24 protein-coding genes are annotated in these 26,218 nt (G+C 67.9%); 12 read left to right on the top strand and 12 right to left on the bottom strand.

Going from position 1 to position 26,218, the window contains the following annotated elements; genetic code table 11:
- Window positions 1–23: 23 nt before the first annotated feature.
- Complete coding sequence (locus tag IG75_RS37300; protein WP_162183785.1) at window positions 24–2,528, top strand: 2Fe-2S iron-sulfur cluster-binding protein; 2,505 nt, start codon at window positions 24–26, stop codon at window positions 2,526–2,528.
- 281 nt (window positions 2,529–2,809) lie between these two features.
- Here the strand turns inward: IG75_RS37300 and IG75_RS0110325 are convergent, their stop codons facing one another.
- The 5 genes from IG75_RS0110325 to bla all read right to left on the bottom strand — a co-directional run bounded on the left by IG75_RS0110325 (window position 2,810) and on the right by bla (window position 8,021).
- Complete coding sequence (locus IG75_RS0110325) at window positions 2,810–3,778, bottom strand: ROK family protein (RefSeq protein ID WP_030520981.1); 969 nt, start codon at window positions 3,776–3,778, stop codon at window positions 2,810–2,812.
- A 56-nt stretch (window positions 3,779–3,834) separates the two neighbouring features.
- Window positions 3,835–5,205, bottom strand: coding sequence for an ROK family transcriptional regulator (locus tag IG75_RS0110330; RefSeq protein WP_081876780.1), 1,371 nt, complete (start codon window positions 5,203–5,205; stop codon window positions 3,835–3,837).
- Entirely contained in the window at window positions 5,144–5,962 is an 819-nt protein-coding gene (locus IG75_RS0110335) for a hypothetical protein (RefSeq protein ID WP_030520983.1), read from the bottom strand. The genes IG75_RS0110330 and IG75_RS0110335 overlap by 62 nt, the downstream gene beginning before the upstream one ends.
- 127 nt (window positions 5,963–6,089) lie before the next feature.
- Window positions 6,090–6,344, bottom strand: coding sequence for a hypothetical protein (locus IG75_RS0110340; RefSeq protein ID WP_030520984.1), 255 nt, complete (start codon window positions 6,342–6,344; stop codon window positions 6,090–6,092).
- A 735-nt stretch (window positions 6,345–7,079) separates the two neighbouring features.
- Window positions 7,080–8,021 (bottom strand): class A beta-lactamase, encoded by a 942-nt coding sequence (gene bla, locus IG75_RS0110350; protein WP_051714463.1) that lies wholly within the window; start codon window positions 8,019–8,021, stop codon window positions 7,080–7,082.
- Window positions 8,022–8,184: 163 nt separating this feature from the next.
- Between bla and IG75_RS0110355 the strand changes: the two genes are divergently transcribed.
- Together IG75_RS0110355 and IG75_RS0110360 are read left to right on the top strand one after the other, a co-directional pair.
- Entirely contained in the window at window positions 8,185–9,060 is an 876-nt protein-coding gene (locus tag IG75_RS0110355) for a LysR family transcriptional regulator (protein WP_030520986.1), read from the top strand.
- The gene (locus IG75_RS0110360; RefSeq protein ID WP_030520987.1) at window positions 9,057–9,953 is read left to right on the top strand and encodes a serine hydrolase; all 897 of its coding nucleotides are present in this window, start codon (window positions 9,057–9,059) and stop codon (window positions 9,951–9,953) included. Before IG75_RS0110355 ends, IG75_RS0110360 begins: the two co-directional genes overlap by 4 nt.
- Window positions 9,954–9,975: 22 nt before the next feature.
- On the opposite strand, the gene IG75_RS0110365 is transcribed toward IG75_RS0110360, so the two are convergent.
- The 3 genes from IG75_RS0110365 to IG75_RS0110375 all read right to left on the bottom strand — a co-directional run bounded on the left by IG75_RS0110365 (window position 9,976) and on the right by IG75_RS0110375 (window position 12,854).
- Window positions 9,976–10,404, bottom strand: coding sequence for a hypothetical protein (locus tag IG75_RS0110365; RefSeq protein ID WP_156058814.1), 429 nt, complete (start codon window positions 10,402–10,404; stop codon window positions 9,976–9,978).
- Window positions 10,405–10,684: 280 nt separating this feature from the next.
- Window positions 10,685–11,521, bottom strand: coding sequence for a mycofactocin-coupled SDR family oxidoreductase (locus IG75_RS0110370; RefSeq protein WP_030520989.1), 837 nt, complete (start codon window positions 11,519–11,521; stop codon window positions 10,685–10,687).
- 64 nt (window positions 11,522–11,585) lie between these two features.
- A complete protein-coding gene (locus IG75_RS0110375) occupies window positions 11,586–12,854 on the bottom strand; it encodes a cytochrome P450 (protein WP_030520990.1) in 1,269 nt (422 codons plus the stop codon).
- Window positions 12,855–13,208: 354 nt separating this feature from the next.
- Here IG75_RS0110375 and IG75_RS0110380 point away from each other — a divergent pair, with 354 nt between their 5' ends.
- Window positions 13,209–13,793: a TetR/AcrR family transcriptional regulator gene (locus IG75_RS0110380; protein ID WP_030520991.1), complete on the top strand. Its 585-nt coding sequence runs from the start codon at window positions 13,209–13,211 to the stop codon at window positions 13,791–13,793.
- Between the two features lie 19 nt (window positions 13,794–13,812).
- Here IG75_RS0110380 and IG75_RS0110385 read toward each other — a convergent pair whose 3' ends face one another.
- The gene (locus tag IG75_RS0110385) at window positions 13,813–14,529 is read right to left on the bottom strand and encodes an enoyl-CoA hydratase/isomerase family protein (protein ID WP_030520992.1); all 717 of its coding nucleotides are present in this window, start codon (window positions 14,527–14,529) and stop codon (window positions 13,813–13,815) included.
- Window positions 14,530–14,619: 90 nt separating this feature from the next.
- On the opposite strand from IG75_RS0110385, the gene IG75_RS0110390 reads away from it, so the two are divergent.
- The 4 genes from IG75_RS0110390 to IG75_RS0110410 all read left to right on the top strand — a co-directional run bounded on the left by IG75_RS0110390 (window position 14,620) and on the right by IG75_RS0110410 (window position 20,532).
- On the top strand, window positions 14,620–16,257 hold the full coding sequence (locus tag IG75_RS0110390) for an AMP-binding protein (protein ID WP_081876781.1): 1,638 nt from the start codon (window positions 14,620–14,622) through the stop codon (window positions 16,255–16,257).
- Window positions 16,258–16,292: 35 nt separating this feature from the next.
- Window positions 16,293–17,489, top strand: a complete 1,197-nt coding sequence (locus IG75_RS0110395) for an amidohydrolase family protein (RefSeq protein WP_030520994.1) — start codon at window positions 16,293–16,295, stop codon at window positions 17,487–17,489.
- Window positions 17,486–18,913 (top strand): FadD3 family acyl-CoA ligase, encoded by a 1,428-nt coding sequence (locus IG75_RS0110400; protein ID WP_030520995.1) that lies wholly within the window; start codon window positions 17,486–17,488, stop codon window positions 18,911–18,913. Before IG75_RS0110395 ends, IG75_RS0110400 begins: the two co-directional genes overlap by 4 nt.
- A 359-nt stretch (window positions 18,914–19,272) precedes the next feature.
- Entirely contained in the window at window positions 19,273–20,532 is a 1,260-nt protein-coding gene (locus tag IG75_RS0110410; protein WP_030520997.1) for an amidohydrolase family protein, read from the top strand.
- A gap of 212 nt (window positions 20,533–20,744) precedes the next feature.
- On the opposite strand, the gene IG75_RS0110415 is transcribed toward IG75_RS0110410, so the two are convergent.
- The gene (locus tag IG75_RS0110415; protein ID WP_051714465.1) at window positions 20,745–21,935 is read right to left on the bottom strand and encodes an erythromycin esterase family protein; all 1,191 of its coding nucleotides are present in this window, start codon (window positions 21,933–21,935) and stop codon (window positions 20,745–20,747) included.
- Window positions 21,936–22,015: 80 nt separating this feature from the next.
- Here IG75_RS0110415 and IG75_RS0110420 point away from each other — a divergent pair, with 80 nt between their 5' ends.
- Window positions 22,016–22,750, top strand: a complete 735-nt coding sequence (locus IG75_RS0110420) for a TioE family transcriptional regulator (RefSeq protein ID WP_051714466.1) — start codon at window positions 22,016–22,018, stop codon at window positions 22,748–22,750.
- Window positions 22,751–22,792: 42 nt separating this feature from the next.
- On the opposite strand, the gene IG75_RS0110425 is transcribed toward IG75_RS0110420, so the two are convergent.
- Window positions 22,793–23,266: a GbsR/MarR family transcriptional regulator gene (locus IG75_RS0110425; RefSeq protein ID WP_036513280.1), complete on the bottom strand. Its 474-nt coding sequence runs from the start codon at window positions 23,264–23,266 to the stop codon at window positions 22,793–22,795.
- 72 nt (window positions 23,267–23,338) lie between these two features.
- On the opposite strand from IG75_RS0110425, the gene IG75_RS0110430 reads away from it, so the two are divergent.
- From IG75_RS0110430 to IG75_RS0110440, 3 genes are all read left to right on the top strand, one after another.
- Entirely contained in the window at window positions 23,339–24,238 is a 900-nt protein-coding gene (locus IG75_RS0110430; RefSeq protein WP_030521001.1) for an ABC transporter ATP-binding protein, read from the top strand.
- Window positions 24,228–25,019: an ABC transporter permease subunit gene (locus IG75_RS0110435; protein ID WP_030521002.1), complete on the top strand. Its 792-nt coding sequence runs from the start codon at window positions 24,228–24,230 to the stop codon at window positions 25,017–25,019. Before IG75_RS0110430 ends, IG75_RS0110435 begins: the two co-directional genes overlap by 11 nt.
- A gap of 211 nt (window positions 25,020–25,230) precedes the next feature.
- Entirely contained in the window at window positions 25,231–25,527 is a 297-nt protein-coding gene (locus IG75_RS0110440; protein ID WP_030521003.1) for a hypothetical protein, read from the top strand.
- 80 nt (window positions 25,528–25,607) lie between these two features.
- On the opposite strand, the gene IG75_RS0110445 is transcribed toward IG75_RS0110440, so the two are convergent.
- A complete protein-coding gene (locus tag IG75_RS0110445) occupies window positions 25,608–26,042 on the bottom strand; it encodes a TIGR03667 family PPOX class F420-dependent oxidoreductase (RefSeq protein ID WP_030521004.1) in 435 nt (144 codons plus the stop codon).
- Between the last annotated feature and the right edge of the window lie 176 nt (window positions 26,043–26,218).

A 26,218-nucleotide genomic window follows, 5' to 3' on the forward strand; every position in this document is an offset into this window, starting at 1 on the left:
GGACAACGATGTCGGAGGCGAATATGACCGGATACACGGCAGCTCGGCCGCCTGCGCGTGGACGGGCCGTAGTGCTGGGCGCCAGTATGGGCGGCCTGCTCGCCGCCCGGGTGCTCAGTGAGAGCTTCGCCGAGGTACTGGTCATCGAGCGCGACGATCTGTCTGCCCCGGGAGACCGGCGGGGAGTCCCCCAGGGCAGACACGTCCACGCGCTGCTGGCCCGCGGGCGGCAGATTCTCGAGGACCTGTTCCCAGGCCTCACCGCGCAACTGCTCGCCGACGGCGCGGTCGAATGCCGGTCCCTCACCGAGATGCGGATGACCGTCGCCGGACATACGCTGCGGCAATCCGATTCCGGGTATTCGCTGCTCCAGGCCAGTCGCCCGTTTCTCGAATGGCGGGTGCGGGAGCGAGTCCGCGCCTTACCCGGTGTCCGGCTGCTCGACAACACCGCCGCGGAGCACCTGCTCACCGATGCGACGCGCGACCGGGTCACCGGCGTACGGGTCACCGGCCGCGATATCCACGCGGATCTGGTGGTGAGCAGTACCGGACGCCACGGCCCGGTGAACGATTGGCTGGCCGGCCTGGGTTACGAGCGCCCGGCGGAAGAGGGCGTACGGATCGATATGAAGTACGCGAGCCGCTCGCTGCGACTGCCCGCCGGCTCCGCGCCCGCGGACAAGGAGATCGTGATCGCGAACCAGAACCCGGCCCGGGGCCTGGCGCTGTTCGCGGTGGAGGACGGGCAGCACATCCTCACGCTCATCGGTTACGGAAAAGACCATCCGCCGACCGATCCGGACGGCTTCTGGCGATTCGCGTCCTCGGTCGCACCCGCCGACCTGCGGCCGGCGCTGCTCGACGCCGAACCCCTCACCGGGATCGCGACCTATCGCTACCCCGCCAATCAACGCCGCCGTTACGAACGGCTCGACCGGTTCCCGGCGGGGCTGCTCGTGTTCGGTGATGCCGTCTGCAGTTTCAGCCCGGCCTTCGGCCAGGGTATGACGGTCTCGGCCCTGCAGGCGCTGCGACTGCGCGCGATACTCGCCGGCGGTGACCACGACCTGCCGCGGCGCTGGTTCCGGGCCGTGGCGGCCGCCATCGACGACGCCTGGGCGATCACCGCCCTGTTCGATCTGGCCATGCCGCATGTGGATGCCGCCGGACGGCCCGCGCTGCGCGCACTCGGCCCGGTGGCCGGACTCGCCCTGGCGGCCGGCGAACGCGACGCGGCCATCGGCCGCCAGATCTCCCGCATCGCCGGCCTGCTGGACCCACCCACCGCGCTGCTGCGCCCGGAGCTGCTGGCCCGGATTGCGCTCACCCTGGGCGGTATCGGTCTGCGGAACCTTCCCGGACCGGGCGCGTCCCCGACCGCGCTCACCCTCGGCGGTCTCGGTTCGTCCCGGCCGGGACCGCGCCGCGCCGCGCCGGATCCGGCCGCGCGGTTCGATCCGCTGCCGCACGGCCCGGCGCGCGGATTCCACCGGCTCACCGTGCGCTCGGTGGTCCACGACACTCCCGGTAGCGCAATCGTCGAATTCGAGGTGCCCGCCCGGCTGCGGTCCCGGTTCGAATTCGCCGCGGGCCAGCACGTGGTCATCCGCGGCACCCACGACGGCGAGCCGGTCCGCCGCAGCTATTCGCTATGCGACGAGGCGGGGTCCGACCGGGTGCGGATCGCGCTGCGGCGCCGGGACCGCGGCGTGTTCAGCTCCCATGTGTTCGAGCACCGGATCACCGGTACCGCGCTCTATGTCTCCGAGCCGGCCGGGACCTTCACCCCCGAGCTGGATCCCACGGCCCGGCACCGGTACGCGGCCGTCGCGGCGGGCAGCGGTATCACCCCGATCGTTTCGATCGTCGCCACCGTGCTCGCGGCCGAGCCGGACAGCACCGTCACCCTGCACTACGGCAGCCGCGACCATGCGCACATCATGCTCGCCGCGCGGATACGGGAGCTGATCTGCCGCTATCCCGGGCGCCTGCACGTCGTCCACCATCTGTCCCGGCAGCGCACCGGACTACGGCCGGATCCACAGGGCCCGGCCCGCCGGTACCGCCGGATCGATCCGGTCGAGATCGCCCGTACCGACGCCGACCGGTGGTTCCTCTGCGGGCCGAAAGCTTTGGTGGCCGCCACGGTTACGGCCTTACGCGCCCGCGGCGTCGACCGGTCGCGGATCCGCACGGAGCTGTTCGAGACCCGGGCACCCCGGACACTTCGGACGAGTGGGGCGTCCAGCCGGGTCACGCTCACCGGATACGGTGAGCCGCTGGAATTCGCGATGCCACGCGAGCATACGATCCTGGACGCGGCCCTCACCCGGCGCGAGGACCTGCCCTACTCCTGCCTCGGCGGCTCCTGTGGCACCTGCCTCGCCACGCTCGAGCGCGGAGAGGTCGAGATGGACACCGAGCCGCTGTCGGCGCTGACCGCCACGGACCGCACCGCCGGCCGGATACTCCCGTGCCTGGCCCGGCCGGTCACCCCGGAGGTCGCCCTGCGCTTCGGTGAATAACCCCGGCCACCGGGGCGGTCGCGTCGGCGATGCGCATCCGGAACGCCCATGCGGCGCCCGATATCCGCGTGCCCGGATATCGGGCGCCGAGCTCACTGCGACACGACGGGGCAGGTCGGGACCGGGTGCCGCGGATCCGCCGCGCCTACGCGCCTACGTGCCGGCCGCAGGGGACGACCATCCGGTCCGGGAGCCGACGCCTTCGGCGACCTGGAAAACCCGACGCCTCACTCGCGCCGATCAGCGGCTGATGCCCTCGCCCAACCAATTGCCGAGCGGTACTAGGCGGCAAGAGCGGGTTGGCGTTCCATGGCCAGCAGGGCGGCCCCGACCAGCCCGGCATCCTCGCCCAGCCGGGCGGGGATGATCGGGGGAAGGGTGCGGTGCGGACCGGCGAAGACGTGTGTGCGGAAGCTGTTGTGGGTGGGCGGGTAGAGGTAGTCGCCGGCGGCGACCAGACCGCCGCCGATAATGACGACCTGCGGGTCGAATACGTTGACCAGGCCGGCCAGGCCGGCGCCGAGCCAGTAGCCGAGTTCGTCGAACAGGCCGCGTGCTGTGGAGTCTCCTTGCCGGGCCGCCGCGAACACGGTTTCTCCGGTGACGCGGTCGGCTCCGCCGGCGAGGGTGGCGAGTTGCCCGGCGGGATCGGTGGCCGCTACCTCCCGGCCCCGACGACCCAGTGCGGTTCCCGAGGCGTGGGCCTCGAGGCAGCCCACCGAACCGCACCCGCACCGGACATTTCCGCCGGGATCGACGACCAGATGGCCGATCTCGGCACCGAAACCACTCTGTCCCCGGAAAAGGGCACCGTCCAGGATCAGTCCGCCGCCCACGCCGGTGCCCACGGTTACCGCTACCACATTGCGGTAGCCGGCGCCGCCGCCCAGCCGGGCCTCGGCCCAGGCGGCTGCGTTTGCGTCGTTCTCCACCACCGCGGGCAGACCGGTGTGCTCACCGAGCAGGTCCTGAAGGGGCAGGTCGCGGTAGGCGTTGTTGGGCGCGGTGAGAATACGGCCCGAAGGCCAGGTGATCATCCCGGCCGCGCCGACCCCGATGGAAGCGACCTCGGGATGCCGTGTCCGCATACGGTCGACCAGTTCGAGGAGGGCAGCCAGCGTGGTGTCGGTGCCCTTATCGGCCGGGCTGGGGATCTGAATGCGGTGCAGGATTCGGCCATCGGCGTCGATGACGCCTCCCGCGATCTTCGTTCCCCCCACGTCCAAGCCGATGGCGCATGTGGTGGTCATGTGGTCGGAATCTTCCTTTCGTCGTGTCGGCCCGATCGGCCGACGGGTTCGGGTGGTCACAGGCCCAGATGGCCGGTGATCATGTCGTGTACGACCAGGCATGCCGCGCCGCGGGCACCGTTCCATTCGCCGGTTTCTTCGATCACCTCGACATTGCCGGGATCGATGCCCCTGCCGTAGACGTGTTCCTGGAGCGCCTCGCGCATGGCGCGGTCGTAGTGCTTGTCGAAGACGACCGGGGAGGACCCGTCGGCCCGGGTGATGGCCGGGCCGGTCAGGACGATGCGGGAGGTGTCGAGCAGGTCGACCAGAACCGACAGGCCGGTGCCGAGGTACGTGCCGGCCTGGGTGAAGGCCCGGATGGCCTGGTCATTGCTCTCGTCGGCGAGCTTGCGGGCCTCCTCCAGACTGCCGGCCTTGGCGACGGCGAGGATGGCGTCGCGGGTCGACATGGCCTCCAGGCACCCGTTGTCGCCGCAACGACACGGATAGCCATCGGGTTTGGCCAGAGTGTTGCCCAGCTCCAGGCTCTTGCCGGTGGCCCCGCGGTAGATTTCCTGGTCGATGAAATGCGTAGCACCGATACCCTTTTCGGTAACCAGCACGACGGTGAACGGCGCGTCGTTGAAGTAGGCGCCACCACCGTAGAGTTGGTAGGCGGCGGCGCGCCCGTTGGCGTCGTTGTCCACCACGATGTCGCTCTTGTCGACACCGGTCACATCCCTGATCCGCTGGCGCAGATGTACGGAGGGGCCCCATTCTTCTTTCTGGTTCCCGGTGGCGCCCCATCGCAGGTCGGGCGAGAACAGCACCTCGCCGGTGTGGCGGTTGATGTGGCCGCCCAGGGATACTCCGATCCCGACCACGGGATTCGGTCCTTGATCCAGCGCGTCGGGGTACTGGTCGCGAATGCGTCCGAGCAGCCGTGCTTCGAGCGAGTTGAACAGATTTCGAATGGTGTCCACGACCTTGTCCTCGTCCACCCACTCCTTATCCGTCCGCGCCTCAGGCCCCAGGTCGGCGACCTGATGCAGAACGGCCTGGCCGGCCAGGTTCATGACCACTCCCACCACCTTGTCGGCGGAGATCTCGAACCCGAGGGTGTGACGGGTGCGGTGGTCGACGACCACGGGCTTGGGCCGCCTTCCCTGGGAGGCGGCGCGGCCGGCGGAGATGCGCACCAACTGGCGCTCCTCCAGATCCTTCACCAGCGCGCTGACCGTGCCGGCGGATAGGTCCAAGAGCGCGGCGATGTCCCGAGTGGAGGGACCGTCCACCGTGACGATGGTGGAGAAGACACGTTCCAGGTTGCGGGTGGCCACACCTTTCTTCCGCACGGAGGGCCGGTAACCCAGATGCCGGGCCTTACTGATCTGGTCGCGGGCCTGCTGCACCGTGAGGCGCGGCCCGTACTGGTCGGCTGACATGCCGGAGTCCTTTCGCACGAGTTGATCGCTGGGTCGGGGTGAGTCCGATGCCGGAGAGATGAGAATGCGTGGGGGGCGGGTCACGGCTCACCAGGAAAGCGACGGGGACCTGCGAGGGGAAACGCCGCATGGGGATGTAGGTGATCGCGTCGCCGGGGCGAAGACACGCACACTTCCCCTCCGATCGCTCTCCGACGGGGTGGTGGTAGTGGTGGTCGCGGCAGTGGGTGTAGCTGCGGGCATCGCGGGGGGTCAGTTCCAACTCCACCGGCTCGGCGGCGCTTCCGTTCTCCCCGCGCACGATGCCGGGCTTGGCCTCGTGCGGCATATGCACGACCACACCGGATCTGCGCTCAGGGCCTTGCAGGGCATCGGCGGGCTCCCAACGATGGAACAGGTCCCCTTCCTCGGCAAGACCGGCGCAGGCCAGGACGTCCTCGTTCAGCGCGGCGACCAGGTGGCGACGAAATATCACCACTCGCCACCGAGCCCTACGCAGAAGAGCTACCCGCGGGATCGATTCGGGGGCCAAGAGCACGTACCGGTTCCTTTTGACCGTGAGCGCCCATACCGCGTGGACTGCCTCGGTGTATGCCTGCACGGCGAGGAAACGCAGCTCGTTGGCCAGGACGGTCGCATGCAGGTCCCGGCCGATGGAATCGAGATCGGCGGGGATGATTCCGTCGAAATCCCGAACGATATCGTGAATGCTTTTGAGTCCTCTATCTACAATCTTTGCGCTGTCATGGTTTCCCATACACATGAGTTGAGCTCACTCCCTTGTGAACAAACCGTGGACATGGAAGCCGTGAGAGCTTCGATGACCGACGGCCGGGATCCGTTCTCTCGCAAGCCCGGTCATCGGTGTCCACCGGTCCCGCCGATCAGGCGGGGGTGGGATCGGGGTAGTCCTGGAGGTGACCCGGGGCAGGCGGCGGACCACCCCGCACCGCCGTCATCAGCAGCAGCAGCGTCGTGTAGACGGTAATGACGGCAACGTTGTGCTCACCGGGATCGAAATGCTGATAAGCGAGCCCCAGGGGAGCCACGTGGAGGGCGGTGAGAACCGCGCGTGCACGGACCACCCCGGGTGCGCGCCACAGCAGCGTGACGCCCTGCACCAAGTGGATGATTGCCACAACTGTGCGGGGGCTGTCTTCGGGCGGGATCGACATGAGCGGGCCCCTTCGTAGGCACGGATCTGGACGAACACGATGCCCACTGAAAGAAACCAGCGATGGCCCGAACGTGCGTTGAGCTATCGGCCCCGAAATAACAGGGCGCTCTTATAGTTTCGTAGAGTACGTAGAAGCAATCGCTGAAGCAAGGGTCTCGAGGCGGAGAAAACGTTCACCTCCCGAACACAAGACCCTCGCGAGTACACGGGTCAATTGTCCGGAACCCTTCCAGGGAAGAGCATAGGCCGAGAAGGCTCGATGTTTTCGCAGTTCAGCGCCATAGTCGCGTCGTCGCCGACCTTCGTCACCGGACGGATGCCAGGGGGTTTCGCGCACTGGTCACTGTGGTCGCCTGCGGGACAGCGCGCGTCACCGGCCCTGGACAGCGAAGGACAGACGCCGCCGATGTGTGTGGGTTCGCGCCGCTCGGCAGAGGTGTGTCCGATGGGCCTTCCGTCCGCAGACGGGCGACCCGACGAGCACTCGATACGGTCCGAGCCGATTACCGCGCCGGCAGTGCACCGATGATGGCCTGCCAGGCTGAAGGTTCATTTCTCGTCGGCTTCGATTCGTTGCGACCGCCGGTTCGGCAACAGCCGCTGGTCGGTCCGGATCGATATCGCGCCCACCGACCGCGGGCGGCGACCGGCGAGCCGTTCGGCGCCGATCCGCGCACCCGGAAATCGGGTGCCGAGCTCACTGCGTCATGGTGCCCAGCACCGCCGCCGTCGCGTCGGCGACCGCGGCATCGGCGCCCGCGGCCATCGGATACCCCGTGGTGGAGCGGCTGAAGACGACCAGCACCAGCGAGCTGCCGGTGGGACTCCACACCACACCGGCGTCGTTGGCGGTGCCGTAGGCGCCGCTGCCGGTCTTGTCCGCCGCCACCCAGCCGACCGGAAGACCCGCGCGCAGGCGCTGGCGTGAGGTGACGCTCGACCGCATCCAGCTGGTGAGCATGCGCCGATACTCGGTACTCAGGCCGTCACCGAGGATCAGCTTGCGGTAGCCGGCGGCGAGCGCGGACGCGGTACCGGTGTCGCGGGGATCGCCGGCGCGCGCCTCGTTGAGCTCCGGCTCCCATCGATCCAACCGGGTCTGCGAATCGTTGATCGACCGCGCGAATTCGGTGACGGCACCGGGCCCGCCGAGCCGGCGCAGCAGCAGATTCGCCGCCGTATTGTCGCTGCGTACCAGCGCGGCCCGGCTCAGCTCGTAATAGCTCATGAGCTCGCCGACGTGATCGCTGACCACCGGCGAGCTCATCACGATGTCCTGCCGGGTTATCGGCACCTTGTCGTTCAGATCCAGCTGCTTACGCTCGGCGAGCCGCAGAATCGCGGCCACCGCGTACACCTTGAAGGTGGAGCACAGCGCGAATCGATCGTCGGCGTTCCACTCGAAGGTCCGCCCACCCCGGGTATCGACCGCGGCGATCCCGAAGAGCACATTGTATTTCGCCTGCAGCGTCATCAGCGTATTGCTCAGGTCCACGGTCTTCTGCTCGACCGTGGGGGGCGCGGCCGGTGTGCCGGTATCGGCACCCCCGCAGGCAGCGGACAGTGCGACCGCGGTCAGGACGAGGGCCAGTGATCGCCGACTCGCCGGGACGCGGTGTGCGGATCGGTTCGGTTTCACCCCCGCAGCAGACACCGGCCGCTCGGCGGCCGCCAATATCCGACACTCCCGCATACCAGTCGCATTTGATATGCATGCAGGTAGATGCTAATTTCCTTGCTCGAAACGGCCCAGGAATCCGCAGTTCGGAAGCCGCTCTCCGGGTCGCTGGTTCAATATCGCTATGGACCTGATCCGACACCTCGGCTATTTCGTCGCGATCGCCGACGAAGGCCATTTCGGGCGGGCCGCCACCGTACTGGATATGACGCAGCCGCCGCTCTCCCAGGGCTTGCGGCGGCTGGAGAGCCGGTTGGGCGTCGAGCTGGTGCACCGCACCCGGCAGGGCGCGGTGCTCACGGCGGCCGGCCGGCAATTGCTGCCCCGGGCCCGGTTGCTGGTCGACGACGCGGAAAGGCTGCTCGCCGAAGCACAGCGGATAGCCCGCACCCGCGGCACGGTGCACTGGGGTGCCACCTGCGCTCTACCCGACCGGATCGTCACCGCCTGCGTCACCGCGCTGCGGACCGGAAACACCTCCGGCGAAGCGGTTTCCACCGATACGGGTACGACGGTGGATCTGGTGGCGGCCGTCCGGTCCGGGCTGTGCGATCTGGCGGTGATCGAGCATCCCGCACTGGTGGACGGGGTGGAGGCCCGGTCGGTGGTGAAACTCCCACGCTGGATCGTCGTACCGGCCGATCATCGCAGCGCGGCCACCGAACGACCCACCTTCCCCATGCTGGCCGATCTGACACACGCCGCGTATCCACGTGCCGCGAATCCCCCGGCCTCCGACACGGTCCGCGATCTGCTGCGTGAACGCGGCCTGGACGCGCAGACGGTCACCGTCCACGACGACCGCGCGGTGCTCGCCGCGGTCGCCGCGGGCGCGAGTTTCGGACTGACCACCACACCGCCCTCCGATATCCCGGGTGTCGCCTGGCTGCGGATGGCCCCGCAGGCGGTGGCGTTACGCTGCCGGGTGATCCACCGGGCCGGTGCGGAGGACCAGGCGAACGCGGTCGACCGGGTGCTCTACCGGGAGCGCCTGCGATGACCACGGCCGAGCGGATTCGGGCCGTGTTCGCCGATGCCGGCTGCACCGGACGGCTGCACGCCCGCCGCTGCGACGGCAGCGCCGCGGAGATCTCCATCGGCGGGACCGATCGGGTGGTCACCGCGTCCGTGTACAAGCTCCCGCTGCTACTCGCGTACTGCCGCGCCGTGGACGCCGGTCGCCTGGACCCGCTGGCGCGGCTCACGCTGACTCCCTCGGAATGCACACCCGGCCCCACCGGGATCTCCGCCCTGCACGATCCGGTCACGATGAGCCGACGTGATCTCGCGACCTCCATGATGACCGTCTCCGACAACGCGGCCGCGGATCTGCTGCTCGGCGAGATCGGGCTGGCCGCGATACACGAGCTGCTGGAATCGCTGGGATTGGCGCTGACCCGGCTGGTCGGCGGTACCGCCGATATCCAGCGCAGCCTGGTGCGCGATACCGACACCCACGGTACGGCCGAGGCGTTCAGCGCCCTGGCCGACAACGACGAGGCCTGGACGGTCTCCGCCTACGATCCCGCGTATACGAGCGCGACCACGCCGGAGGAGATGACCCGGTTGCTGACCGCGCTCTGGCGCGGGGAGGTGTTGTCGGGCGAGCAAACCGATTTCGCCCGTGCGGTCATGCGCCGCCAGGTCTGGCCGCACCGGATCGCGGCCGGATTCCCGCATCGCGGGGTGGCGGTGGCCGGGAAGACGGGCACGATCGGCATCATCCGCAACGAGGTCGCCGTGGTGGAGTTCCCCGGCGAACACCCGGTCGCGGTGGCCGTTTTCACCCGGGCCGCCCGCGCCGACCCCGCCCTCCCGGCCGTGGACGCCGCGATCGCCGAGGCCGCGCGGATCGCGGTGACCGAGTTACGCCGGGCGCTGCCCACCGAGTGAACGCGTAACGAATCTCCGCGGGTCATTCCCCGGTGACCAGCAGATCCGCCCGATACTCCCCGCTGGGAACCGGCCCGCTCGCCTGCGGCGACGGCCGGAGCGCGACCAGTTCGATCCGGTACCGGCCCACGGTCACCCCGGTGGCGAACTGCTGATTCGTATGGAGTTCGTGCCGGTAACGCTGCGCCCCGACGGTCACTTCGGTGACCACCGTCGCGTCGCCTTCCCATACACACGCCGTCCCCGCCGGACACCGGCCGTCGGCGGACACCTTTTCGAAGGCCACCGTCAGCCGGTCGTCGTCCGGCCGGGCCGTTTCGCCAGGTGCCAGCGTGAACTCGGTACCGAGTTGCGGGGAGGCAGGAGGCGGCTCGGCCGACGCACCGCATCCCGCCGCGGCCGCCAGTACCCCGGTCACTACTGCCCATCGGCCGATTCGCTTGGCGCGCATGGCAGCCGATCATCGCACATCGCCGGGCCGAGGTCCGGCATACCGGAACCACCCGAGAGAGCTCCGGATCACTCCGGAACCGCCGGAACGACCGCCGGCCGGACCCTCCTCGCTTCGCGCAGTCGAAGCCAGAGCGGGTCGGCCGTAAATGTCGGCCCGAAGTGAGCACCCAGCCGGTTGAGCGCGTCCGGATCCCCGAATACGACTCAGGGCGCGGACTCAGGCGGCGGCGCGGCCCGGACAGTGGCACGTCCGGACCGCGACCGCGCGAACCTCTCGGCTACTTGAGCATCGACCCGCAGTCCACGGGCAGTGTCACGCCGGTGAGATAGCGGGCTTCGTCGGAGGACAGGTACAGCACCGCGTTGCTGATATCGATCGGATCCACCCACGGCACCGGCAGGGTGTGGAACAGCTGGCAGATCGGCGCCATATCGTCGGCGGTCGGGTTCTCCAGATCCGGGCGGAACATCTTGAAGGTTTTCTCGTTCATGATCATCGCGGTGCTCACGTGCGTCGGGTGCACCGAGTTGACCCGGATATTGTGCTGTCCGAGTTCCACCGCGAAAGCCCGCATCAGGCCGACCACACCATGTTTGGCGGAGACGTAGTGACCGGTCTGCGGGTAGGCCTTGAGACCACCGACCGAGCTGGTGAGCACGATCGAACCGCCGCGGCCGCCCTCCAGGATATGCGGGACACCGGCCTTCACCGATTTCCACACACCGCTGAGGTTGACGTCGATCATGTCCTGCCAGACCTCTTCGTCGGTCTCGGCGAGTGTATCGCCGCCGCTGGCGATACCGGCGTTGGCGACGATGATGTCGAGCCGGCCCAGCGTGCCGACCGCCTCGGCGAGCGCGGCCTTCAGGGCGGCCGAATCACGCACGTCGACCTCGGCGGTGACGACCCTGCGACCGGTGGCCTTGACCAGTTCCTCGGTTTCGACGAGATCGTCCGGTGTGGCCAGCGGGATCTCCACAGTGTCGATCGGTTTACAGATATCGATGGCGATGATGTCGGCGCCCTCTTCGGCCAGCCGCACCGCGTGGCTGCGGCCCTGGCCGCGGGCCGCACCGGTGATGAAGGCGACCTTGCCCTCGACCCGTCCGGTCATGACTTCCTCTTTTCGTCGTTCCGGCCGCGGTGACCGGCCGGATTCTGTTGCCGATGTGTCTATTTCAGCGCTTCGGGGTGTAGGTGATGTGCAGGTCGGTCAGGCCGCGCAGGATGAATGTCGGCTCGAAGTTGAAGGTCGGATTCTCCAGTGAGCCGTGCTTTTCCGGGTCGATCCGGATATCGAGCATCCGGTCCAGGATCCGTTCCAGCGACACCCGGCCCTCGACGCGGGCCAGCGGACTGCCCGGGCAGGTGTGCACGCCCCGGCCGAAAGCCATGTGCTCCCGGAAATTCGGGCGGTCGAGATCGAATTCGTGCGGGTTGGTGAACCGCCGCGGGTCGCGATTGGCCGCGCCCGGGCAGACCATCACCAGCGAACCCGCTTCCAGCGGCACGTCGCCGATCTCCACCGGTTTCTTCGCCAGCCGGAAACCGCTCTTCACCGGTGCCTGCATCCGCAACGTCTCCTCGATGAACACCGGGATTCGGCTGCGGTCGGCGCGCAGTGCGTCCTGCAGGTCGGGGCGGGTGGCCATGAACTGCATGGCGCTGCCGAGTAATTTCGCGGTGGTTTCCTGGCCGGCGCCGAAGAGGAAGGTCGCGGTACGTACCACCTCGATCACCTCCGGCGTCGACCCGTCGGGATACTTCGCCTGGGCCAGCGAGGTCAGCACATCGTCCTGCGGGTTCGAGCGCCGGTCGGAGATGAGTTCACTGAACAGGTTGTCCAGCCATTCCAGCGGATTGACCGGCACGATCTCCTTGTCGATCGAACCCACCGTCGGCCCGCCGGCCAGGTTGATGCGCAGTTCCTCGTGATATTCCTCCGGTACCCCCAGCAGGTCGGCGATCACGAGCAGTGTGAAGACCTTGGCGTAGGCGGAGAGGAATTCGCAGCTGCCGTCGTCTATGAACTCGTCGAGCTGTTTGTCGGCGAGTTTCCACATGAACTCCTCGTTCTCCTTCAGCCGGGAGGGCACGAGCAGTTTGTTGAGCAGCGAGCGGGCGGCGGTGTGATCGGGCGGATCCATGGTGACCATGTGCTCGTGCATCGGGAGTTGTTCGCGATGCGCGGCGATCTGGCCGGTGATGTCGTCGCCCTCGGGGGTGAAGGGCAGCGGCGGGAAGGGACCACCGACGGCGATGCACGAGGAGAAGGTGTCGGAATCGCGGAGGACGTCGATGGCTTCCTCGTAGCCGGTGACCGCCCAGACACCGTAGTTGGGTTCCCGGGTCACCGGGCATTTGGCGCGCAGATGGTCGTAGTACGGATGCGGGTCGGGTACCAGCGCGGGATCGGTGAAGTAGTCGACCGTATCGAAATCGGTCACGGGAACCTCCTGATATCAACAGACTCTTGTCGCCAACCGTGGATCACCGGTTGATACGGCTCGGTTGCTCCGCGGCCCTCTCGGACTGTCGCCGCCGGAAGCCGTCCTTCGGCGCGCGCTGCTGCTCCGGTCGCCCACAGCCGCCTCCTCGCGCCGTCACACACTCCATCCGAGGCCGCGGCCGTACCCCGGTACCGGGCCGGGACGACTGCTGAGCGATCGCTCAGATGTGATGCTGAGCACATGCTTAGCATGGGCGGAGGGAGCGCGTCAACAGTCGTCACCCGCGGGATACGATCGCCGGTGATCTCGCGACCGGCGTGGTAATACGGAAAGCCCAGAGGAGGCCTGAACATGTCATCACCCCGCCGGCTCGGCGCACCCGAGGCCAAGAACCGCGGCGTCCTGATGGACGCGGCGGAGCAGCTGATGCTGGAACAGGGCTGGGCCGCGGTGACCTCGCGACGACTCGCCGAACACGCCGGTCTCAAGCCCCAATTGGTGCACTACTACTTCCGGTCGATGGACGACCTGTTCCTTGCGGTGTTCCGGCGCCGCGCCGAACAGGGCCTGGAGACCCTCGCGCAAGTACTGAAATCCGACCGGCCACTGCACGCGCTGTGGGAGTTCAGTACCGATACCACCGCCGCCCGGTTCACCATGGAGTTCGTCGGCCTGGCCAATCACAAACCGGCGATCCGCGCCGAGGTGGTGCGCTATTCCGAGCGGTTCCGCGCGGCGCAGACCGAGGCGCTGGCCCGGCTGCTCAACGGCTACGGCGTGGACACCGGCCGATTTCCCGCCGATGTGCTCTCGGTGCTGATGACGAGCGCGGCGCGGATGGTCGTGCTGGAACAGGCTCTCGGAATGACGGCGGGACACGCCGAAACCTTCGCGTTCGCCGAACGCGAGATCGGTCTTCTCGAGGACGGGGCGTAGCCGGCGGCTCATCCGGGCCTCATTTCCCGCGGTTCATCACCCGGTCGGCCGCCGCCCAGTGCGCGTCGGCCACCCAGAGTTCGGCGAAGGCCGCCACTGCCTCCTGCGGGCTCGCGCCGTCGACGACTCGTTTGATCGCACCGGCGGAGGGGTTGGCCAGAGCCCGGGCCAGAGCGCGCCAGCCCGCGTCGAAGTCCGCGCGCGGCAGCACCCGGTCGACCAGGCCGAGACGTTCGGCGTCGGGGGCCGACAGGATCTCACCCGAGCCCGCCAGTAGTAGCGCGCGGCTGCGGCCGATCAGCCGCGACAATCGTTCCGCGCCGCCCCAGGCCGGCATGATCGCCAGTGCCACCTGGTTGAAACCGATCTTGATATCGTCCGCGGCGATCCGGATATCGGCCGCGACGGCGACTTCGGCGCCGCCACCCAGCGCATGACCGTTCAGCGCCGCGATCACCGGCCCCGGGAACCGCTCGAGCTTGTCGCAGACCTCCCGCATCCGGTTCGCCATGGCGGTCGCCTGCGCCACGGTGCGCAGCGCGGCCAGCTCCTTCAGATCTCCGCCGGAAACGAACGCCCGGTCCCCGGCCCCGGTGATCACCAGAGCCCGGGCGCCGGCCGCACCGTCGATCGCCTTGCCGAGTTCGTCCATCGTGTCCAGGGCGATGGCGTTGCGCGCGTGCGGCCGGTTGATGGTGACGACGGCCAGACCGTCCGCCAGTTCGAGCTCGATCACGACTTGTTCTCCTCGACGGAAATATGATTCTCTTACTTAGAGAACCATATACTTTCCGGTGGTTTCCGGCGGTCGGATCGGGAGTTCGCGATGCAGCATCCACGGCGCACGAGCGAGAGCCCTACGGGGTCGCGCTCCACTACCACCCCCGGGCCCGGATCGCCCCTCCGCAGGGTTCCCCCCGATCTCGCCCGTCGCTATCGCGAGGCGGGCTGGTGGACCGACGAGACCCTCGGCGAGATCCTGGCCCGCGGCCTGGCGGCGGCACCCGGCGTGACCTTCCGGGTGCACTCCCGCATCCGGCCCTGGTCGGGAACCTTCGCCGAGGTCGAACGGATCGCACGACGCCTCGCCGCCGGACTGCGCCGCCGTGGCGTGGGCCCCGGAGATATCGTCGCGTTCCAGTTGCCGAACTGGATGGAGGCGGCCGCCACCTACTGGGCTTCGGCCCTGCTCGGCACCACCGTGGTGCCGATCGCGCACTTCTACGGACGCCGGGAACTCGGCTACATCCTGGGGGCGGTATCCCCGAAGGTGTTCATCACCTGCGCACGATTCGGTCACCAGGAATTCGACCCCGACCTGTGCGCCGCGGTGCCGGTGGTGGGCGTGGTGGACCGGGATTTCGACGAACTGCTCGAACCCGAACCGATGGACGGCGTGCTGCGCGCCGACCCGGACGGTCCCGCGTGTATCGCCTTCACCTCGGGTACCACCCGGGCCCCGAAGGGAGTCGTGCACAGCCACAACACCCTGGGTTACGAAGTCCGGCAGCTGGCCGGGATGTACCCGGCCGATCGCGGCGACCAGCTCACCTCGGCACCGGTCGGGCATTTCATCGGCATGCTCAATGCCCTGCTCATCCCGGTTCTCGACGGCGCACCCGTCCACCTGCTCGACCTCTGGGACCCGGGCTGGGTACTCGAACTGATGGCGAGCGAGAACATCTGCGTCGGTGGCGGTGTGAGCTATTTCGTCACGAGCCTGCTCGACCATCCCGGCTACCGGCCCGCCCATCTCGCGCAGTTGCGCTACGCCGGTCTCGGCGGCGCGGCCGTACCCGCGGCGGTGAGCACTCGGCTCGAACAACTCGGTATCACCGTGTTCCGCTCCTACGGCAGTACCGAGCATCCGTCGATCACCGGCTCCCTGACCACCGCGCCCGCGGACAAACGCCTGTTCACCGACGGCAACGCGCTCCCGGGCGTGGAGTTCCGGCTCGGCGACGACGGCGAGATCATCAGCCGCGGACCCGATCTGTGCCTGGGCTACACCGATCCCGAACTCACCGCCCGCGCCTTCGACGCCGACGGCTGGTACCACACCGGCGATATCGGCACCGTGGATACCGACGGCTACCTCACCATCACCGATCGCCTGTCCGACATCATCATCCGCGGTGGCGAGAACGTGAGCGCGCTCGAGGTCGAAGAGGTGCTGCTCACGCTGCCGGGCGTGGCCGAAGGTGTGGCGGTGGCCGTACCCGATCCGCGTCTGGGCGAACGCACCGCCGCGGTGGTGCGCTGCCTGCCCGACCACCGGCCACCCGATATCGAGGCGCTGCGCGCGCATTTCGCCCGCGCCGGGCTGGCCAAGCAGAAGTGGCCCGAGGAACTGCATATCGTCGCCGACTTCCCGCGGACCCCCAGCGGAAAGATCCAGAAATTCGTCATCCGGCGGGAGCTGACCGCAGCGCGCGACGAGGCCGTTGCGACCGAACCATTATGAGAATACGATTCTCGTAAATAGCCAAGGAGGATTCCATGAGCAAAGTCGAGCTGCCGTACCAGCTCTTCGACGCGGACAACCATCTCTACGAGACCAAGGAAGCGCTCACCCGGCATCTCCCCAAGGAGTACGCGGGCGCCATCCAGTACGTCGAGATCAACGGCCGCACCAAGATCGCGGTCCTCGGCCAGATCAGCGAGTACATCCCCAACCCCACCTTCGAGGTCGTGGCACGCCCCGGCGCCATGGAGGAGTACTTCAAACACGGCAACCCCGAGGGCAAGAGCCGGCGCGAGATCTTCGGCAAGTCGATGAAGGCGATCGACGCCTTCCGCAATCCGGAAGCCCGGCTGAAGGTCATGGACGATCTGCAGCTGCAGCGCGCCCTGATGTTCCCGACCCTGGCCAGCCTGGTCGAGGAACGCATGCGCCACCACCCCGAACTCATCCACGCGGTAATCGAATCGCTGAACCGCTGGATGCTCGACGACTGGGGCCAGGACGGCAACTTCGTGCACTCCGGCCGGATCTTCACCGTCCCGGTGATCACGCTGCCGATCGTCGAACGCGCCATCGCCGAACTGAACTGGGCCGTCGTCGAACACGGTGCCAAGGCCATCCTGGTGCGGCCGGCGCCGGTCCCCGGATTCAAGGGGATGCGCTCTTTCGCACTGCCGGAGTTCGATCCGTTCTGGAAACGGGTCGTCGAACTCGATGTGCTGGTCACCATGCACTCCTCGGACAGCGGCTACTCCCGCTTCGACGCCGAATGGGACGGCAACAGCCTGGAGATGCTGCCGTTCCAGACCAACACCTTCGCAATGACCAATCAGTGGCGGCCGGTCACCGACGCGGTCGCGTCCTGGGTGTGCCACGGTGCGCTGAACCGCTTCCCCGACCTGAAGATCGCGGTGATCGAGAACGGTTCGGCCTGGCTCGAGCCGCTGCTGCAGCAGCTGTCCGACGTCTACAAGAAGGCGCCGGAGGGTTTCGGGTTCCGGGATCCGATCGAGGCCATCAAACAGAGCCTCTATGTGAGCCCGTTCTGGGAAGAGGATCTGGAGCGGCTGTCGCAGGTCATGGGCGCCGACCATGTGCTGTTCGGTTCCGACTGGCCGCATCCGGAGGGCCTGGCGGAGCCGGCGCGCTACATCCACGAGATCAAGGACATGCCGCTGGAGAACCAGGCCAAGATCATGGGCGGCAATCTGGCGCGGCTGCTCAAGGTATGAGTTGGGAGACCATCCCGCAGCTCGCCCTGTCGGCGGCGGACCGTTTCGGCGATACCGAAGCGGTCGTCGACGGGGACCTGCGGTGGAGTTACCGCGAACTGGTGGACCGGATCCGCCGGGCCGCGGGATCGTTCGCCGAATCCGGGATCGGCAAGGGCGACCGGGTGGCCGTCTGGGCACCCAATTCGGCGGAATGGATCGTCGCCGCCCTCGGCCTGATGACCGCGGGCGGTGTCCTGGTCCCGGTCAACACCCGGTTCAAGGCCGAGGAAGCCGCCGATGTCATCCGCCGCAGCGGCGCCCGGGCGCTGCTGGTGCAGAAGGGCTTTCTCGGCGCGGACTATCCGGCACCGCCGGGCGTACCGGTCTACGACCTGAAGTCCGATTTCCTCACCGGCGGCGCACCTTTCGAGCGAGCGGTCGCGGGCACCGATATCGCCGACATCATCTACACCTCGGGGACCACCGGGCGCCCCAAGGGCGTGATGATGAACCACCGGCAGACACTGCGGTTGTACTCGGAATGGTGCGATCTGGCCGATCTGCGCCGCGGCGACCGCTATCTGATGGTCAACCCGTTCTTCCATACCTTCGGGTTGAAAGCGGGCATCGTGTCCTCGCTGGTCCGGGGCGCGACCATGCTGCCGGTGCCGGTGTTCGACGTGGACCGGGTGATCGAACTCGTGGAGACCGAACGGATCACCATGCTGCCCGGGCCGCCGACGCTGTACCACTCGCTGCTGGAGTACCGGGGTGCGCGCGATATCTCCTCGTTGCGCGCGGCGGTGACCGGGGCGGCCGATATCCCGGTCGACCTGATCCGCCGGATCCGGGAGGAACTGCCGTTCCGGTCGATCATGACCGGTTACGGCCTCACCGAAGCCGGTACGGCCACCGCGTCGCGGCCCGGGGACACCTTCGAGCAGATCGCGACCACCGCGGGTAGCGCCTGCGACGGAATCGAATTGCGCATCGCCGACGACGGAGAAGTGCTCATCCGCGGTTACAGCGTGATGCAGGGTTACCTCGACGACCCGGAGGCCACCGCCGCGGCCGTCGATGCCGACGGCTGGCTGCACACCGGCGATCTGGGCAGTCTGGACGACGGCGGCCGGCTGAAGGTGATCGGCCGGAAGAAGGATATGTACATCGTCGGCGGGTTCAACGCCTATCCCGCCGAGATCGAAGGGTTCCTGCTGGAACATCCGGCGGTCGCGCAGGCCGCGGTGATCGGTGTCCCGGACGAGCGGATGGGCCAGGTCGGGAAGGCGTTCGTGGTGGCACGCGGACAACTCGGCGAAGCGGAGCTCATCGTCTGGGCCAGGGAACGCATGGCGGGGTACAAGGTGCCGCGGTCGGTGGTCTTCCTCGACGAGCTACCGCTCAATGCCACCGGAAAGGTCGTGAAGGATCAGCTGCGCTGAGAACAGCGGCGCGGCACCGGATCACCGGGAACTGTGCCGAGGAATCGGTGCGGCGAGATTCCACTCCGACCCGCACGGTAGCGGATCGGGCCCGTTCCCGAAGCGGTACCTCCGGCGGGTGCGCCGGGCTCCTCCGCGGAGTCCGGCGCGTCGGCATGCCCGGCGGTGGCGTCCGTGCCGGGTTTCCGCCGGCGTCCGTGCCGGGTTTTCGGCGGGATCCACCCGCGAACGATCTCGACCGGGACAACGCCCACGGTGTATCGTCGAACACAACCGAGAGTGAGATTCTCATAAAAGGAGACTTTTGATCTCCTGGTCCGGGCCGCGCCCGGCGTCGACCATGAACAGCGAGGAGCCCGGTGAATATCGACGACATGATTCTGGTGAGCATCGACGACCACGTGGTCGAGCCGCGCAATATGTTCGACAACCACGTACCGAAGAAGTACGCCGAGTACGTTCCCAAGGTCGTCGTCGACGACACAGGCATCGATCGCTGGATCTACCGGGACCGGCCCACCGGTGTCACCGGGCTCAACGCGGTCGTCTCCTGGCCGGCCGAGGAATGGGGATACGATCCCGCCGGATATGCCGAGATGCGGCCCGCCGTCTACGACATCCACGACCGGGTACGCGATATGGACGCCAACGGCGTTCTCGGCTCCATGTGCTTCCCCACCTTCACCGGTTTCAGCGCCGGGCATCTGAGCCGCGGTGGCATGGACGAGATCACCGTCGCGATGATCTCCGCCTACAACGACTGGCATATCGAGGAGTGGGCGGGCGCCTACCCCGGTCGCTTCATCCCGATCGCCATCCTGCCGCTGTGGGAGCCACAACTGGCCGTCGACGAGATCAACCGCGTCGCCGCCAAGGGCTGTCATTCGGTGACCATGCCGGAACTGCCGCATATCGACGGCCTGCCCAGCTACCACGACATCGACTACTGGGCCCCGGTCTTCCAGGCACTCAGCGATAACGACACCGTGATGAACCTGCACATCGGGCAGGGCTTCGGCGTCCTCAAGCTGGCGCCGGACGCGCCGATCGACAATCTCATGGTCCTGGCGCCCAGTATTTCGCTCATCGGTACCCAGGATCTGCTGTGGGGACCGGCCTTCCGCAGCTTCCCGAAACTCAAGGTCGCCCTGTCCGAGGGCGGCGTGGGCTGGATCCCGTTCTTCCTGGACCGTTCCGACCGGCACTACACCAACCAGCGCTGGCTGCGCCGCGATTTCGGCGGCAAGATGCCCAGCGAGGTGTTCCGGGAGCACGTCCTCGCCTGCTATGTCACGGACCCGACCTCACTGAAACTGCGGCACGAGATCGGCATCGAGAACATCGCGTGGGAATGCGACTACCCGCATTCCGATTCGCTGTGGCCGGGCGCCCCGGAATTCGTGCTCGACGAACTGCAGGGTGCCGGTGCCGACGACTCCGATATCGACAAGATCACCTGGCAGAACGCCTGCCGCTTCCTGAACTGGGACCCGTTCGCCCATACCCCGCGGGAGCAGGCGACGGTCGGCGCGCTGCGCGCGAAGGCCACCGACGTGGACCTGTCGACCACGACCCGCGCCGAGTACGCGGAGCGCTTCGCGGCCAAGCACGCGAGCTGAGCCGGGGTAGCCCGCGTTCCCGAGAAGGCGCCGAACATGCGGACCCCGTGCCGGGCTCGGGGAGACCGACCCGGAGTCGGAGATGTTCCGCGAATGCGCATCCGCGCCCACGGCGGCCGGAGTCTCCAGCGGTCGGTGGCCCGAGTCTTTCCGGGCCGGTGGCTACCGTAGGTTGCCACCGGCCCGGTCCGGTTACGCCTCCCGGCCGGCAATCACGCCGGGTTCGCGGGCACCCACGGTCGCGGCTCGCCCTCCCCGGCGCCGCGGTAGCCGGCACCGTCGTGGATGTGCAGGATCGCATCGGCGGCATCGATCGAGGCTCGATCGAGCGGGAAGTAGCCGTGCGCCGGGGTGTGGTCGTCGCGGGTACGGGCGGTGGGGATCTCGGTGGGTGCGATCAGTCCCCGATCCGGGATACGGGTCTGCAGGAACCCCTCGTAGGTGCCGGGGTCGGGTTCGAGCAGGTCGAAGGTCTCGTCGCGCCCCAGGCTGCCGAGGACCAGAGCGTAGCCCGTGCCCACCAGAGAGTGCACGACGGCGCCGGCGCTGTGCCAGTCGAGTTCCATGGGCCCCATGGTCATATGGCTCGGGTTCCGTTGCAGATGCGCGTTCTGGGCGAATACCAGCGTCGGGCCCCGGCCGGCCTCGAAGCGGCGGATATCGAGGAGGTTCTGTGCCATCAGCGCGTCCCGGGCGGCACACATACGGGTCCAGCGGTCGGCCTGTTCGACGCGGCGGGCCGCCAGCCCGTGGTACCGCAGCAGACCGAGTCCGGCGGTGAGATATGTTTCGGCCCGGAACCATTCGGCACGTGAGGTTTTCTCCATCAGCTCCGGCGCCCGCAGATAGAGCTCGGTGAGCATATCGTCGGCGTGCACCCGGAGGGCGCCGGCCGCCGCGGTCGCACCGATCGATTCCGCCGGATCCATGACCGCCTCCGTGCGATGCCACCGTTCGTCCGCACCGAGCAGGCCGGCCAGCTCGAGGTCGAGGCCCAGGTAGTCGCGGGCGTATTCGAGGTAGCGGCGCGGACTGAACGCGCTCATCGTCTCCGCGGAGATATCGAAGCCGTGGAACGACAACCGCTCGGCGGCGGGCCGCCCCTCGTTGTATTCCCGCATCCAGGCGACCAGCTGCCGGTTCGCGGCGAGACCACCGAACCCGTGCGAGAAACCCTCGTCCATGGCCGTATCGAGGGTGCCCACACCCTGCTGGACATAGTCGTTCACGGTGAGGGCGGCCACCCGATCGGTCTCCAGGGCGATCGAGCGATAGCCGCGGCCCGCCAGTTCGGCGAAGAGCTCGTTGCGGGTCCAGGCAAAGGCGGGTTCGAGATGGGTCGGTTCGCCGAATGCCAGCAGCTCAGGAGAGGTGGTGAGCAGGGTATCGATATCGAAGTTCATTTCTTCGATCGTATCTTTGAAGGCCCGGTTGATACTTTCTTCACCTCTACGCGTTGATCGGGCGGTAAAGTTTCAAACCGATGATCACCCTGCGACCGGCCGACCTCGCGCGCGAGCACGGACTCTCGACCCAGGCGGTCCGCAATTACGAACGAGACGGATACCTCCCGGCCGCCGAACGCACGGCGAGCGGCTACCGGGTCTACACCGAGGTCCACGCGGCGGCCCTGCGCGCCTTTCTCGCCCTGGTCGCGGCATACGGGCACGCACTCGCCGGCCGGATCATGACCGAACTGCACACCGGCGACCTGGACAACGCCCTGAAACTCATCGACCGCGGGCACCAGCAATTGCTGCGGGACCGCGAAACCCTGGAGACGGTCCGCCGGGCCATCGCGCACCTGCCTACCGGGCACGACCCCGACCCCGGCCGTTCACGTGCGACCACCGACCGCACTGTGGGCGAGCTGGCCCACCACCTCCACCTCACCCCGGCCACCCTGCGCGCGTGGGAAGCCGCGGGAATTCTCATCCCCCAGCGCGACCCGGGCACCGGCTACCGGATCTACCGCGCGCCCGATATCCGTGACGCCGAACTGGCCCACCTGCTCCGGCGCGGGGGCTACGGGCTGGAACGTATCGCCACGGTGGTCGCACAGGTCCGGACAGCCGGCGGCACCGACGCCCTGACGACCGCGCTGGCCGCCTGGCAGCGCCGGCTCACCGACCAGGGGCTCGCCATGCTGCGGGCAGCGGGCCGGCTCGGAGAGTATGTGCCCCACCTCCCGCACGGAGACCGGGAGCGGCCGGGATGACCGTGGCTCGTCGCTCGCGGGGTGCGCGGCGAATGTGCGTATTCAGGGGTGTTCGGCGGCGTAGTTCTCGCGCCATCGGTCGATGAGAGGGACCAGTTCATTGAGCATGAAGGTGTAGAAATCCTGCATTTCGTGCATGCGCCGCGCGGTGACGGTATCGGGCCCGGTGGCGTCGAGGCCTTCTTGCGCGGAGTCGCGCATGGTGGCGAGCACGCTGTTCTGCTGCGACATCAACGCCGCCCAGGCTCCGGCCCGGAACCGGTAGTGGTCACGGCGGCTCCCGGGCGCGGGAACGCGTTCGATGAACCCTATCGGGGTGAGGTGTTTGATCGCGGTCGACACGGCGCCGGAGCTGATCGAGAGCTCTTCACACAGGTCGGCGGCGGTCATGGTGTCCTGCTCGGTGTAGAGCAGGGCGGTCAGTACCCGGGCGGTGGAGCGTTGCATCCCACCGCCGGCCGACAGGACCAAGGCCAGTTTCTCGGCGGCTTCACGCAATCGCTCGTTGGTGCCCATGCCCGTCAAAATATCAGAAGGATGAGCATTCTGAATATTTACAAATCTCTGAACTCTGGATAGTTTCTGCTCATGGTGAAAGCAATCGAGCTGCACGGGCTCACGAAGACCTACGGCTCGTCCCGCGGTCTGGCCGGATTGTCGCTATCGGTGGAGAGGGGGGAGGTCTTCGGCTATCTCGGGCCCAACGGCGCCGGGAAATCCACCACCATCCGGCTGCTGCTCGATCTGATCAGGCCCACGGCCGGCACTGCTCGGGTCCTCGGCATGGAACCTCGTGCCGATACGGTGGCGCTGCACGCGCGGCTGGGCTATCTGGCCGGGGATTTCGTCACGCCGGGACGTCAGCGGGTCGGTGCGGCCCTGCGATTCCTGGCCGCGCTGCGGGGCGGAGCGGGAGCCGACCACATCGATGGACTGTGTGAGCGGCTGGAGTTGGATCAGGGGGCGCGGACCTCGGCGCTGTCGAAGGGTAATCGGCAGAAGGTGGGATTGGTGCAGGCGTTCATGCACAACCCGGAGCTGCTGATCCTCGATGAACCCACCAGCGGGCTGGACCCGTTGGCGCAGCAGACGTTCCTGGACATGGTGACCGAGGCCGCGGCCGCCGGGCAGACGGTGTTCATGTCCAGCCACATCATGAGCGAGGTCGAGGCAGTCGCCGACCGGGTCGCGATCATCCGCGAGGGACGACTGGTCGCGCTCGACACCGTGGCGGGCCTGCGTGCCGACGCGGTCCGTGACGTCGAGGTCGGCTTCACGAACACGGTCGAAGCCGGCGAGTTCGCGGCGTTGCCGGGCGTCACGGGCGTGCGGGTCGAGGCGAACACTCTCCGCTGCCAGGTGACCGGCAGCCCGGACGCACTGCTGCGTGCGCTGGCCGGCTATCACGTGGCCGGGCTGCTGGTCACCGAACCAGCCCTCGAGGACCTGTTCCACAGCTACTACACCGGAGAAGCCGATGCTGCCTGACCTCTACACCCGCACCCTGGCCGACAACCGCCGTGCCCTGCTGGCGTGGTCCGCCGGTATCGCCGCGGTGGGGTCGGCCTATGCCGCGTTCTATCCGCAGGTCTCCGAGGGCGGTATGGCCGACACCGTGGCGAACTACCCCGAGGCGATGCGCGAAGCCCTGCGGATACAGGATATGAGCTCCGCGGCCGGATATCTCGGGTCCACCGTGTTCGGGTTGCTGCTGCCGCTGCTGGTCACCGCCTTCGGGATCACCTTCGGTGCCCGCTTGATCGCCGGCGACGAGGAAACCGGATACCTGGACCTGCTGCTGGCCCATCCGCTGGGCCGCATCCCGCTGGCGCTCCAGCGTTTCGCCGCCCTGGCCACCGGCGCGGCCGGCATCGCGCTGCTGGTCTTCGCCGCGATGATGGCGATCCGATCCGGCGCCGACCTCGACAGCGTCGGTATCGCCGGGTTCGCCGGCCAATGCGTGCACCTGGCGCTGCTCGGCACCACCTTCGGAGCCCTGGCCATCGGCCTGGGCGCGGCGATGGGCACCCGCGGACCCGCACTCGGTATCGCGGCCGGGATCGGAGTGTTCACCTACGTGGCGGGCAACCTCGCCGGTGTGATCGGCGCCGACCGGCTGAAATACCTGTCCCCGTTCCACTACTACATCGGCGGTGAACCCCTGCGCCATGGCCTGCAACCCGGCGATGCCGCGGTCCTGCTCGCACTCACTCTCGTCCTGCTCGCTCTCGGGTTCTGGCGATTCGACCGCCGGGACCTACGCTCCTGACCGAGCACCGGGATGCCCCGTAGCACAGTGAATGGCTGCGGGGCCTTTCTCGACACGGCCACGGCGGAGCATCGAAGCCCGCCTACCGCCGCGACACTCCCAGAAGCCGGCGGTGACCGGCGGTATCGGACCGCACGCCTGCATCCGGCGGGCCGAACGTGGATACTGCGAACACGGACAGCCGTTCCCCGAGACGAGAGGAGCAGCGAGAGTGCGATACATCGCGAACACCCTGGGCGTCCTCGCCACCGGCGCGGCGCTCACGCTGACCGTCCCGCTCAGCGCGCACGCGGAGGCCGGCGACTTCGTCTACGTATCACAGAAGGGCGGCCCGGCCGTATTGAGCGATCCGGTGCCCGATCGATGCCACAACACGCCGGGCGCCGCCGGGATGCTCGCCAACGACACCCGGTTGCGGGTAGCCGCGTTCCCCGGGCCGAACTGCGAGGGCGCCCCCTCCGCCCCGGAGCAGCAGTCGGCGTTCGAGAGCGTGGTCTTCAGCGAATAGGCCGTACCCGGAACCCGAGGAGTACCGGGCAACCCGTTCCCGATCCGGATTCCGTGGTCGAACCCGGAGTTCCGACCGGGTCAGAAGCCGCGCAAGCGGTCGGGCACCACGCGGAGCGGCACCGAATACTCGGCACGGAACTGATCACCGGTCATGGCCAGCTCGGCCAGCCCCGACTCGTACTTGTCGAGATAGGCCGCGATCTCATCCGCGTCGACGGGGGGCTCGAGTTGGGCAGCACCGCCGAAGACCACCACTTCTCCCCCGCTCTCGGTGCTGTTGAAATGCAGCGCAACCCGCGGGTTACTGGCGATATTGCGCAGCTTGGGACGGTCGGGCTGACTGAATATCAGGAAGCTGTGCCCGTCCCAGCGGAACCACACCGGGTTGGGCTGCGGGGTCCCGGTGGGGCCCACGGTGGTCAGCCAGATGATCTGCTCGCGGTCCAGCCGCTCGGCCACACGGGCGCCGAAATCCGTTGCGGGGTCGATCAGATGCGCGCGCGGTGTCGTCATGAGCGGCCTCCGGGGGGATGGGCGGGCGGGATGCGCCCGGAACAACATTCGGGCCCACGCGAGGATTCCCGCCCGAGAACGCGGTTGCCCTGCGTTCCGGTAAGTATCCGGTAACTATTTTTATAGGTCACTTTTCCGTTAAATCCGGGCTTGCCCGGCCGGGGTCGTGCAAAACT

Origin of the sequence: Nocardia rhamnosiphila NBRC 108938 (genome assembly GCF_000720425.1) — a bacterium.
GTDB lineage: Bacteria > Actinomycetota > Actinomycetes > Mycobacteriales > Mycobacteriaceae > Nocardia > Nocardia rhamnosiphila.